Source organism: Shewanella sp. 125m-7 (assembly GCF_052977045.1).
Genome location: NZ_JBRILQ010000072.1, coordinates 1 through 12,549, shown reverse-complemented (window position 1 = coordinate 12,549; position 12,549 = coordinate 1). Strand labels below are relative to the sequence as shown.

Annotated in this window: 10 protein-coding genes; 5 read left to right on the top strand and 5 right to left on the bottom strand. The window is 43.3% G+C overall.

The genetic code is table 11. From position 1 onward, the window contains the following. Positions 1-324 precede the first annotated feature (324 nt). The gene (locus tag ACVBIL_RS20090; RefSeq protein ID WP_447168713.1) at positions 325-1,023 is read left to right on the top strand and encodes a DUF3313 family protein; all 699 of its coding nucleotides are present in this window, start codon (positions 325-327) and stop codon (positions 1,021-1,023) included. Positions 1,024-1,214: 191 nt separating this feature from the next. On the opposite strand, the gene mnmC is transcribed toward ACVBIL_RS20090, so the two are convergent. Beyond that, positions 1,215-3,125, bottom strand: coding sequence for an FAD-dependent 5-carboxymethylaminomethyl-2-thiouridine(34) oxidoreductase MnmC (mnmC, locus tag ACVBIL_RS20085; RefSeq protein ID WP_447168712.1), 1,911 nt, complete (start codon positions 3,123-3,125; stop codon positions 1,215-1,217). A gap of 230 nt (positions 3,126-3,355) precedes the next feature. On the opposite strand from mnmC, the gene fabB reads away from it, so the two are divergent. Continuing rightward, positions 3,356-4,567, top strand: coding sequence for a beta-ketoacyl-ACP synthase I (gene fabB, locus ACVBIL_RS20080; protein WP_447168711.1), 1,212 nt, complete (start codon positions 3,356-3,358; stop codon positions 4,565-4,567). A gap of 475 nt (positions 4,568-5,042) precedes the next feature. Here the strand turns inward: fabB and ACVBIL_RS20075 are convergent, their stop codons facing one another. The 3 genes from ACVBIL_RS20075 to ACVBIL_RS20065 all read right to left on the bottom strand — a co-directional run bounded on the left by ACVBIL_RS20075 (position 5,043) and on the right by ACVBIL_RS20065 (position 8,498). After that, on the bottom strand, positions 5,043-6,026 hold the full coding sequence (locus ACVBIL_RS20075) for an FUSC family protein (protein ID WP_447168710.1): 984 nt from the start codon (positions 6,024-6,026) through the stop codon (positions 5,043-5,045). 157 nt (positions 6,027-6,183) lie between these two features. Continuing rightward, positions 6,184-6,978 carry a 5'-methylthioadenosine/adenosylhomocysteine nucleosidase gene (locus tag ACVBIL_RS20070; RefSeq protein WP_447168709.1) on the bottom strand — a complete coding sequence of 265 codons (795 nt, stop codon included), beginning with the start codon at positions 6,976-6,978 and terminating at the stop codon, positions 6,184-6,186. Positions 6,979-8,297: 1,319 nt separating this feature from the next. Continuing rightward, positions 8,298-8,498 carry a hypothetical protein gene (locus tag ACVBIL_RS20065; RefSeq protein WP_447168708.1) on the bottom strand — a complete coding sequence of 67 codons (201 nt, stop codon included), beginning with the start codon at positions 8,496-8,498 and terminating at the stop codon, positions 8,298-8,300. 173 nt (positions 8,499-8,671) lie between these two features. Between ACVBIL_RS20065 and ACVBIL_RS20060 the strand changes: the two genes are divergently transcribed. Next, positions 8,672-9,559, top strand: coding sequence for a hypothetical protein (locus ACVBIL_RS20060; RefSeq protein ID WP_447168707.1), 888 nt, complete (start codon positions 8,672-8,674; stop codon positions 9,557-9,559). A 662-nt stretch (positions 9,560-10,221) separates the two neighbouring features. Beyond that, positions 10,222-11,019 (top strand): phosphorylase, encoded by a 798-nt coding sequence (locus ACVBIL_RS20055; RefSeq protein ID WP_447168706.1) that lies wholly within the window; start codon positions 10,222-10,224, stop codon positions 11,017-11,019. A gap of 149 nt (positions 11,020-11,168) precedes the next feature. On the opposite strand, the gene ACVBIL_RS20050 is transcribed toward ACVBIL_RS20055, so the two are convergent. After that, a complete protein-coding gene (locus ACVBIL_RS20050) occupies positions 11,169-11,609 on the bottom strand; it encodes a hypothetical protein (RefSeq protein ID WP_447168705.1) in 441 nt (146 codons plus the stop codon). A gap of 90 nt (positions 11,610-11,699) precedes the next feature. On the opposite strand from ACVBIL_RS20050, the gene ACVBIL_RS20045 reads away from it, so the two are divergent. Next, positions 11,700-12,401 (top strand): energy-coupling factor ABC transporter permease, encoded by a 702-nt coding sequence (locus tag ACVBIL_RS20045; RefSeq protein WP_447168704.1) that lies wholly within the window; start codon positions 11,700-11,702, stop codon positions 12,399-12,401. Positions 12,402-12,549: the final 148 nt, after the last annotated feature.

Genomic DNA, 12,549 nt, shown 5'->3' with positions numbered 1-12,549 from the left:
TCCCCACCAGAATACTGGTAGGGATTATCTTTCATCTGCAGGATCGGTCAAGTCCTCTTAAACGATCGGCATTGACTTTATAGAGTGGCTTTTTTGTTTTTAGGCCAAATATTCTTAATCATCATCGAAGCACTGCCATTAAATAATATTCCGCCATTAGCCATTAGCCATTATCCAGTAGCTAGTTAGTTGTTTTTAATTATATTTTATTGACGACTTTGTCATTTCTGTCCATATTTAGCTGATGCTACTTTAAATCGAGTTTGATTTATAACCACCAATCAAAATGAGCAGTTTCAATTAACGGATTAAGGAACACTCTCTATGCATAGTCGTTTATTTACTGCAGCATTATTGCTGTGCTTATTTGGCATCGTATCTTGTAGCTCTAAGCCCGCAACACTTCAGCAAGGACCCGATGCAGAAAGGACCAAAGAGGGCTTGGTCAAGGTTGAACACGCTAAGCTAGGGCTTTCCTATGCTAGGCCTAATGTGGATTGGGGAAAATACACCAAACTCTATTTTAAACCTGTGCAAGTTACCAATGATCATCCCGCCGATTATAAGCCCCCGAGAATTGATAGAAGAGCCGATGGCTTAAATGCGACTTACGAGTTGCCGCAAGAGGCGCTGGAAAAAATGTCAGAGCAGTTTCAAGTCACGGTAAAGGAAGTCTTTAACAGTGAACAACCATTCGAACTGGTTGATAAAAGAGGTCCAAACACCTTAGTGATAGAGGCGGCTGTGACAGATATTCGTTTGAGTGCGCCACTTGAGTCGAGTCGACGTAGTGTTAACTCCATGGGGCGAACTTATACTGAAAACTCAGGCTCTATGATGTTACTCGCCGTCATTAAAGATGGTGAAACAGGCGAAGTACTCGCGCAAGCAGCCGATAGAGGCGAAAGTTTTAATCAATGGCGTCAAAATACCCAAGTGTTTAACTGGGGTGATGTGAAAACCGTTTATCGTCGCTGGGTGAATGACTTTAAAAATGCATTGTTGGAAGCTGGAGCAAGGTAATGCATATATGCGCTGCTTAGCCTGAAAGTGAAAGCATCTAAGCCATTTCTACATTAGTAATGTTTAGATGCCTATTTATGGGGCGGCATATATGCCTTCAGCTTTTAGTTAACGATAAAACCAACACTAGGTTTCGGCTAATCTTCAGTTTAAATATAAAGGCTTGAGCGTTTCAGGGCTAACTCCAAAAGCTAATTCTCACCACCTATTTCTAATGCTTTACCCTTTAGTAGCTTACGCATCCACATTCTATTGGGGTTGAGTAAAGAGACAAAATCCAGGCAAATTGGCATCGGCTCGCTACAAATTTGGGCCGCAAGCGCTTCAGCTGCTAATGGTCCCGAGCTTAACCCGCGTGATCCTAATCCGCCGAGGACATACAGATTTTTATGGATCGGTGCTGGCTGATGTTGCCAAAACTTGCGACTTTCAGGTGTAAGTTGATGCTGTTGGTAAAGCGCTAAAATAGCTTCTAAATCAGGAACTGGTCCCATCATAGGTGCATGATCTCTCGTTACCATCCGAACACCCACACGGGCGCTATGGCCTGACACATCAATCTCTTCAACCCAGTCTTGGCCTACATAGCTGTGCTGTATTTTTTTAAGGTTTTCAACTTGCTCTGTAGGGCAATAATCTAGATGTGTGGCATTTTTAACGTAACTTGCCCCTAAGCAATGCAAGGCATTATTGCTTGGCGTCATATAGCCGTGAGCGCATAACACTGTGCTGAGTTTTGATAGTTTACTACGAGAAGGTGCATGGCTGACTTGGCCTCTAAAACCAGTGGCTTGCAAGTGTCGAGTTTGAGGGTATTGAGTCAGTGACTTACCATTTGCAATAATAAGTGCGCTAAAAGGCCCGAACGTCTGCTGCTTCGCAATAAGATGCCAAGCGTCATCTTTATATAGGATGTCAGTAATTTGCGTATTAAGAGCCAGTGACACATCAGCGATTGCCTGCGCCTGATTAAACGCCGCTTGAGTAAAATCTTGTGGTGAAACCCAGCCACCGAGCGGATAAAAAATACCGCCATCATCAACGGTTACCCCAGCGATACTTGACGCCTGCTCTGCGGTAATTTTGTCAGCAATCAATGGCTGCCAATCATGACCATCAATTATTTTACTGACACGCTTGCGGCTTCGTTCATCATGGCCTGTATGGACTACGCCGCAGAGTTCAAAGTCAATGCGATGGCCTTGCGCAGCGAGAGTGTTAAGTCGTTGCAAGCTAAACAGGTATGCCTGTTGAAAGTATTGGCTTAAGGTGTTGTTATCTGGCGTTAGCAGCGGATAAAGCGCTCCTTGCTTGTTGCCAGATGCCGCCTGCGCTAATGCAGAGTCTTCACAAAAGAGTGAAACTTGTTGGCCGCGCTCCGCTAATGATAACGCGAGGCAGGCGCTGGCCACACCACCACCAATAATGGCAATGCCTGACTGATTTGTTGAGGGAGTCTTAGCCGCAATAGGAAAGGGCGCTTGATGTTGACGCTGTTGTGAGCGCAGTGCAGCGCGCTCTTGTAATGCAATATCATCACTTTTAAGAGCCTGAGATTGATATAAACCGACTTGCTGAGCAAAAGCGAGTAACTTTGTTTGAACATCACTTGGCAATGTATCATCTAGGCTGAATTGAGCTTTATCTCGGGACAGTTTTGCCATCTGCCAAAACGTCGTCAAGTCTAATGACGGTAATACGACATCATTTGCAATATACCAGCTGTCGATAAAGCAAGACTCAACAATGGGGATCTGCTGTAATTGCTGCAGTACAGGGCCAATATGAAAATCAATAATAAGCTTACCGTCATTAAAGACCATACGCTGGCAGCCATCGATAGCCACTAAGTTATACGCCATATTTGGGTTTAAATTTTGGCCTGATCCGATTAACTCAGTAAGGCACATATCAGCGATAAAAGCGTGTAATGCCTCATTAACTGGAGTGAAAACCTTCAGTGTGAGTGTAAGGCTATTACTTCTAATTTGGCTCAACTCAAGCTGGAGGCCTGCGAGAGAAGCAATACCAATGAGTCCAATGACCTGATGGCTGTTGGTTTTATTATCAAAAATTGGCTGAAAAATTTTACTTACTGTCATGGTTTCGTCTTTAATGTTAAATGAAACGCTCACAAATATGCGTTACAATCAGTTTTACTTGCGGAAATTGTACATTTTTATAGGCATATTTTGGCTAAGATTATACGTAAGGTCTCATAATAGACATTATTTTTGTGTTCCTTATGGAAAGCTGACCACTTATATGGATGAAAAGCGATACCATTGGTGCAGCAAAATTGGTACTAGATGTACAGAATGGAAAGTTAATAATGAAAAGAGTCGTGATCACCGGACTTGGCGTTGTTTCAAGTATCGGTAACAACAAGCAAGAAGTCACTGAATCATTAAAAGCGGGTCGTAGTGGTATTACCCACTCAGATCAGTTTGAAGAAATGAAGCTGCGTAGTCATGTTTGGGGCGACATTAAGATTGACCCATCAGAACATATTGACCGTAAAGCGTTACGCTTTATGGGTAATGCAGCAGCCTATGCACACATCGCAATGCAAGAAGCGATTAAAGATGCTGGCTTAGTTGAAGAGCAGTATTCAGACCCTCGAGTCGGTATTATCGTAGGCTCGGGCGGCGCATCTTCAGCAAACCAGGTTCAAGCTGCTGACACATTACGTGCAAAAGGCGTTAAGCGCGTTGGTCCATATATTGTACCGCGTATCATGTCGAGCACGACCAGTGCATGTTTGGCAACGCCATTTAAGATTAAAGGCATGAACTACTCGATCAGTTCTGCTTGTGCAACCAGTGCACACTGTATCGGCCACGCGGCCGAACTTATCCAAATGGGTAAGCAAGATATGGTATTTGCTGGTGGTGCTGAAGAAGTGGATTGGACCCTAACCATGGGTTTCGATGCGATGGGCGCACTATCAACTAAGTATAATGATGACCCAACAAAAGCGTCGCGTACTTATGATAAAGACCGTGATGGTTTTGTTATCTCTGGCGGCGGCGGGATCGTGGTTGTTGAAGAGCTAGAACACGCTCTTGCACGTGGTGCGAAAATTTACGCAGAAATTATCGGTTATGGCGCGTCTTCAGACGGTTATGACATGGTAGCGCCATCAGGTGAAGGTGCGGTTCGTTGTATGCAGATGGCGCTTGCCGATGTAGACACACCAATCGATTACATCAACACTCACGGAACATCAACCCCCGTTGGTGATATGCGTGAGCTTGAAGCGTTACGTGAAACCTTTGGTGATAACCTACCAGCCATTGCATCGACTAAGTCTCTGACGGGTCACGCATTAGGCGCTGCAGGTGCACACGAAGCGATTTACAGCTTGATCATGATGGAAAGCAGCTTTATTGCCCCAAGCATTAACATCGACAACGTTGATGAAAAAGCGGAAGGTATGCCGATTGTGACTGAAATGACCGAGAAAGAGCTCAACACTGTAATGAGCAATAGTTTCGGCTTTGGTGGTACAAACGCGACTTTGGTTATGCGTAAGTACAAGTAAGCACCGTCTTGCGGTATAAGCAAAGATGAAATTGAGAAAGGAAGCCTAGGCTTCCTTTTTTTATGTCTAGCATTTCTCTGTAGATGTGCCGTTTTAGCCTGGATCTGTCTCTCTCGTTGCAGCAGTCATGGCCAGCCTAATTACGCCAAAAACAGCTTGGCGCTGATCAGACATATACCCAAACGACTTGAACATACTCATTTCAGAGGCCTTGCGCGAGTTCAATTCTAGGCGTATTAGCGTAGGAATGGTAACTCCCTTTTAAGCTAGTGCAACAACGAAGTGGGCTTGCGCAAAGCCTTCTTCGATGGGTTTTAATGCACTTTCTGCTGCGTTATTGATCTTGCTAAGGGAACAACCATTAACTGCAATCAACGCCTTGCTTAAAGCGCATTAAATTCCCACTGAACCTTGCATCTTCAGGTGGCTTGGGTATATACATAAGCTATTTTTGCTTGTCGATTCTGGGATTAAATTAATGTTGATGCAGCTTCGTTTTAAAGGCATGGATCCCATGGGTGATGATGAGCGCGATTGCGACCCAAAAACAGCCAATGACAGTGTCATAAAAGCGCCAGCTCATTAGATTTAAATCGCCATTGGGCATTAAGGCAAAATTAATTGCCACCATAACGGTGACCGTTATTGAGAGGCTAAACAGTAAATAGCTTTTCCTGAGACTGTACGGGATCCAAAAGGCAAATATGGCTATCACCAGCGCTAAGCCAAGCTGATCAATATAGCGAACAGAGAAGTAGGCAATGATGATCCCAAGTAAGGTGCCAACGATGCGATCCCATAAATGATGCCAAGAAAGCCTATCATTAATATGCATCACAAATAATATGGTTAAGCCGACCCAACCGGGTTGATTGACATGCAGCCAATCAGCACAGAGCGTCGCAGCCAGTATGGTTAACGGTAACGTTAGGCCATAAAAAGGGCCGTTAGTATCACCTTTAAGAATCTGAAAAAATTCATTGCTAGGCGAGTGACCAACCTCGTCAATTTTATATAGCCAGCCTTGCAGTAAAATAAGCACTAAAGCAAAAACGGCGCCGTAAAAATAGGCGATACCTATGGCTAGTGACGCGGGGAATCCCAGCTGGGCCAGCAATAAGGCGGTAGCAATATATTTACCGAGCAACCCCCAATAGGCGTGTTCCGGTTTTGGCAGACCAGCGAGAAAGCCAAATAGCATTAATGCTGCAATGGCCATGTGTGGATGACCGATTAAAGTCAGCCCCAGTGCAGCAGCTAGGATCACCGCTAGCACCCCGATAACGATAGCGATAATTTGCTTTAATGCCTGACTGCGAGGGTCGAGTAGCAAAGCGAGTAAGGCTCCAAGGCTCATAAATGCGGCTTGGAGAAAATGCTGCGTGAGAGCACCGTAAATGATTGGCAAACTCATACCTAAAGAAAAAAGAACACCTCTGGCACGCTCATATACAAACATAATAGATTCTGACATTTAGGTTAATTAACAAAAGTATAGAAGTTGTTGCAGAAAAGAATAGGTGTTAATAAAAAGCTGGCAGAGAGCATAATAAAAAGGCGCTAAACCATCAGATTTAGCGCCTATTTTATTGAGAGCCGAATTCACACTGTAATGATTACATCTTGCTAAGCATATTTAACGTGATGGCCACTGAGTTATCAGCGGTTACCTGCTTGGCTTCTTCATAAACTAAGTGCGCCGAGCCATCGGCTTTGTCTGAAATGGTGCGAATGACAACCAGCGGAATATCAAACATGCCGGTAACTTGCGCCACTGCGGCGCCTTCCATCTCAACGGCAATAGCATTGAACTCTTCAAGTAACATGCTAACCACGCCTTTATCGGCAATAAACTGATCGCCAGTGGCAATAACGCCTTGGTGTACCCGCTCTTTACCAACAGACTCTTGCGCAGCGTTAAGGGCTAGCGCTTGCAATTTTTTATCGGCGTAGAAGAAGCGATCATCATAGCCATCAAGCTGGCCTTTTGGCGCGCCAAAAGCGGTTAAGTCAACATCGTGTTGCACCAGTGCAGTTGAGATCACCACATCGGCAACATTCAATTTAGGGCCTGCCGCGCCTGCGATACCAGTGAAAATAATGCTGTTTACATTAAAGTGATTGATCAGCACATAAGTGGTGATCGCCGCATTGACTTTACCAACACCAGAGCGAGCGACAACCACAGGTTTACCTTTGATAAGACCTGTGTAATAAGTGTTTTTGGCAATGGTATGGGTTTGGCGTTGCTCAATTTCCGGCAGTAGCTTTTCTATTTCAGCGTCCATCGCTCCCAAAATAGCGATAGGTTGGGCACTGTTTACTGTATTCGTTTGAGCTTCAGTTTGAGCAAGGGCGTTAATAGATAACAGTGAGTAGAGTAAAGCGAAAACAACAAGGGTGGTGCGCATCTTAGTGGCATTCCAATAGTAAAGATGCGCGCATCATAATGACATTGGCTGTGAGAGTAAACGTGCTTTTCAGCTATATATTACTAACGTGAAGTGAATAAGTTTTGATTAGAACGGGAAGAGATTTAATGGACATTAATGTTTGCCTTCGAATGAAGACTGATTACATTTTTGTTTGAGCTGTGGCTACAGGGCTGCTAATTCGAAATCGTCGCTTTAGAGCTATCAATCGCCTGCAGCGGGTGCTGGACAGGACGTCCGAATGTCGTGATCACATGGCAATGATGTTCCCTACATCATAATGACATTTCCCAAATCCCTATGGGGCAGATGTGAAGGAGCGACCGCATGTGCAGATACTGCTGAGGCTCGGCCCTAGTACGTCCATGTAGGCTCAACGAAAACATCTGATGTGAATGGATTTACAAATGCTGCGGTGACACGGATGTCATAGAACGGCCATGTTTTCGACGGCTTCAGCCTTATCTTCACTGGATAGTTGGTGTTTCATTTGGACTATAGCGAGAGATGTCTAGCATTAGAAATGCCCCAAAACGTGTTTGCCTTCAAATGAAGGCTGATTACATTTATTTTTGAATTATTGTCACAGGGGAGTTAGTTCTGCACTGACGCTGAATAGTTATTAATCGCCTCCAGCGGGGTATATGCAGATACTGCAGAGGCACGCTGCAAGCACGTCCTTGTGAGCTCAACGAAAACATCCCTGTTTTCGACGGCCTCAACTGCATCTACACTGGATAATTGGTGCCTTATTTTGGGCCATAGCGGTTTGGTGTTTAACACGGAAATGCCCCAAAACATGTTTACCTTCGAATGAAGGATGATTACATTTTTGTGTTGGTGTTACTAAGTAGCTCCTTTGAACAGGTAATTTAGTGGTTATCAATCGCCTGCAGCGGGCGTATGTGCAGACACTGCTGAAGCTCGCCTCAAGTACGTCCGTGTAGGCTCAACGAAAACATCCATGTTTTCGACGGCTTCAGCCGCATCTACACCGGATAATTGGTACTTACATTTGGGCTTTAATTGTTCGGCTTATAACTTGGAAATGCCCCAAAACGTGTTTGCCTTCAAATGAAGGCTGATTACATTTTTTGGGTAGTTGCTACGGGGAAGCTAGTTCTCAATTGTCGCTTTAGAGTTATCAAGCGCCTGCAGCGGGCATATGTGCAGACACTGCCGTGACACGCAACAAGTCCATCCTTGGAAGCTCGGCCATGACGTCCATGTCATGGACGGTCACGGCCGTATCTACACTTGATAATTGGCGCCTTCATTTAGCCATGGTGGTTCGATTTCTAAATTGAAAATGCCCCAAAATCATTTTCACTGATAGAAGTGGTTAGTAGCATACACCTAAATTGTTTTTGTTTGGCTTCTCTTAAGGTTATGCCATTACTACGAGGTAGCTCTTTTGCAATGTAACGTATTAATGCCTTACCGCTCAGTTGCTTTTCAATATAAAAGTGAAGTTCGGCGATGAAAGATATTGTATCCACAAACCCTTTACCACACCTAAAAAAATGTTCGAGAAACATTTGTTAGGTGTGGTAGTGAGTGCTACATATGTACTACGTTGTGTTACAAAAAGGTACAACTTAAGTATTGTGCTCTATCTGGGGGAAAACGATAATTCGTATCAGGAATAATAAAAATCATTAAGGATTATGAAATGTTAAAGAAAATTATAACATCGGCGCTTTTATTTGGCTCGCTAACCACATCAGCTGTAGCTATTGATAGCTATCATATTGAATGTGATTCATGCGTTACTGATGCACAATTCACTCAGTTTGCAAAAGATAACGCTATACATAGACAAACTGTTTACATCCATGTGATGAACATTGAAAATTATAACGTTAAAAAATATAGCGTTTACAAAAACAATAAAACTGTATGCGACCCTAATGGTAGAGAACCTGATGGCGAGGGGGGCTTTATTTACGATTGTTGGCTTGAACATACCTTGACTGCTAACGAAGTTAGTCTAACTAATGCAGAATTGAACACATTTAACTATTTCGCAGACCTACAAAATCACCTTTCATCAATATCGTTATTTGCAATTGATACACCTAAAGAAGTTTTAGATAGCGCATATGAGCTTATTGGTGCCTCATATAACGAAACTGCAGTTAGTAACTACTTTAACAGCCTTCCAGTTAAGCAAACTATTGTTGAGAAAACAGGTTTATATTTAGAATCAATGACAACAGTAGCCACTAATTCTTATATAAAGATTAATGCTAGACCAATCGTTTTTGAATTTGATGATGGTGGCAAGGCTTATGCCGTTCTTTCGTTTGAAGATATGGATAACGTTATACATCTTAAGTTTGTTAAAGTTTTTGATAAAAACGGTAATGTAATTGACCTTGTTGATGAGAATAATCCGTTCTCACCGAAGTTTAAAACAGACGGTCTATCGCTATTAACAACTTTTAAAGCTTACGGATTGGCTGTTCCGGGAGTGTCGACAAAGATTGTTCCTAGGGGCTCGGTCATAATTGTAGATTGCTCTACTAGTACTGAAACTGTTTGCAAAAACCCACTTTAACCAATGTAAAAACATCAGGAATAACCAAGACATATATGGACGCTCCCGGTTAGTCAAGGCAGTACTTCGCTAACCGAGGCTGTTTTGCCTTAGTTTCTGGTTTACTCTAGCCTCCTGTTTAGTGCTTATTGACGGACTCTTTTCGCTTTAAGCAACGCTTTTAAATGCGATAGTGCTGACATATATACTGGCTTAACAAGCTCTTGCTTGCGCCCCTGATGAATTTCGTACCTACACACCCAGAAATAGTTGAACACCCAGTCGGGTCATTTCCCTTGTCTCATGCGGGTTTATGCAGGATGAACAGAGTCTTTTCTCATCAATTTAACACTTACCTAGAGGGTGACTATCAAGCGCTCACAACACCCAGTCGGGCTCCGTATTGGCCCTTGTCTTGAACGAGCTTTACTTGATAGTCGATAACACACATTTCTTTTAATCTCATGGTATTGCCTTTGTTTCTAGCCCTTGCAGAGCCTGATACATAGCTGTTTTCCTGAGTAACACCCACATCAACCTTGAGAGCTTATGTGCAGAAATAATAATGGCTGTCTTAGTTGTTTTTAGTTATTTAGCCTTTAATAAAGCAGCTGAAACAGCTACTTTTGTCGCTATGAATAGATTATTCTCTGTCGGTAACCTTTTGAATTGGATCGAGTCAAATGCTTTGGACAATAGCCGAGAAGTTAACAAAGAGCGGTGTGCAAACGGGGGCATTACTGCCGTTAACGGATGCAGATACATTAATTGAACTCGATGGCATCAACTATATAGGCAACATAGTCACAGAGAATATGGCGAAAAAGCATCAGCCGCAGGTGTCGCTACATGATCCTTTTCTTGCTCCTTATGATCCCGCACTTTACATTGGAGAGGTTGGTTCTGAGCATGTCTGTTTACTGAATAAATTTCCGATTATCACTCCACATATATTGATCTGTGCTAAAGAATGCCTTTCGCAAACATCGGCTTTAAGATTAGTCGACTTTAAGGCGTGGGTTCAGGGTTTTTCTTCAGCGGATACGCTGGGGTTTTTTAATGCCGGGCATGATGCTGGGGCTAGCCAAATGCACCGTCATATGCAAATAGTGAAAACGCCTATCTCATTAGAAGCCTTAATACTCTCAGGCCAATTACCCTTTAAGCATTATCTATTTCAATTTGAACACTTAGATGCTCAATTGTTGATGCAGCATTATAACGCCGCGATGCTTAAGTTTAGCCGCTACAAAACGACCTTGATTGACGGCGTCGCTGAGTGCTTACCTTATAATATTTTACTGACTCAGTGCTGGATGTTAATCGTGCCACGCTCTACCAATGTGGTGGGGAGTGTGTCTGGTCACGGTCTGTGTTATAGCGGTCGATTTCTCGTGAACTCAGAACAGCAGCTTTGTTGGTTAACTGAGTATGGTTTTTTGCGGTTCCTTACGGAATGTGGTTACCCAATTGAGCAGTAGAGAGATCTTGATTAGTTTTTGGTTAGAACATGGTTGTTTTTTAGCTTATTGTGATTAAATCCGCCCGTGGATTTAACGATCTTTAGATTTAAATAGCAGGGAATGGACCGTTTTAAATAAGCAGTCCATTCACATAATCAATAAGCACATTAAGAATCAAATTTGGCGATATCGGCTTCATCGGCGCCATCATTACACTCACCACGGATCATTCCACGGTCGTACTGAATACTGCGGCTCAGTTCGATATATCCCTCTTTGCAGTAGCCAGTCATTTCGATGGTTCGTTGTAAACCATGCTCAATCTTCTCTGTCCACATCGTTAAATCAGGCCCTTGATATCGTTTGTTAGCACGAGAACGCTTCTTTTGGTTTGAGCGCACCTCGTGTGGTAAAGCTTGGCTTTGTGGTGTTTCCATAGTGAGAATGGCGCGGTAAGTAAATAGCTTTAAACCATTACCTTTAATATCGGTTCTAAAAGAGTCACTGACTTGGCCTGCAAATTTTTCGGGCTCGATATCAGGCTGGCTGCTACACGCGCTGAGCAAGCTACTGAGTACGACGACAAAAGACAATGTTGTTAAGCGCATAAGATTTTTTGTTCTAATTATAGGTTTATACGGGCCAGCATAACGTATATTGAAGTAAGTTAGCAGCGAGATTACAGGATTTTACAGTTCATGGAGGCAGGCTTAATCGATTTCTGGCATAGACGGCTGAGCGACATTAACTGGACCTTCTCCAGTGGGGATATTGCCACATTGCTGATCTTAGCCATATGGGTTTGGGTGATTTACCCAAGCGATGAGCTGGTTCAGTTATTGAGGACTCCCGCTAAGCAAACCCATGTTTTGATGGCAAGCATAGCGCTAACCGGTTTGTGGCTGATGAACGCCAGTGTCACGCCGGGGATCCATGTTCACTTTCTAGGCTTAGTGGTGTTAATGTTGATGTTTGGTTGGCGCTTGGCCAGCTTAATAGCGTTATTGCCAACACTATTTGTTGCTCTATTTGTCTTTAAACAGCCCGCTGTATTCGCTATCTATGGGTTGCTTGGGGTGTGTTTGCCTCTCTTTTGTTGTTTCTTGGTGTACAGCTTGGTATTTAAATACTTACCCCATCATCTGTTTATCTATATTTTTTGCGGCGCGTTTATCAACGGTTTTTTATCTATTTTGTTTCATATTCTTGCTTGGGCGACGTGGTTATCGTTCACCACAGAATACGACTGGGCGTATTTGAGCCATAACTATTTAGTGCTTATTGGGCTGTTAGGTTTTCCTGAAGCCTTGCTCAATGGCATGGCAATCACCTTGCTGGTGGTATACAGGCCTGAATGGCTTTATGACTATTCAGACAGAACTTATCTGTGGAAGAAATAGTTTTTTGTAGAAGGGCGCTTTGCTTTGAGAGTGGACTTTGTCCTGCTAAGGATTAGAGCGCTAGGCTTCTAGGTAAGGCCTATGTAGGTTGGGCTTTAGCCCATCAGTGTTGTATTTGAATGTAAGATAATTGACGGCATAAATGCCG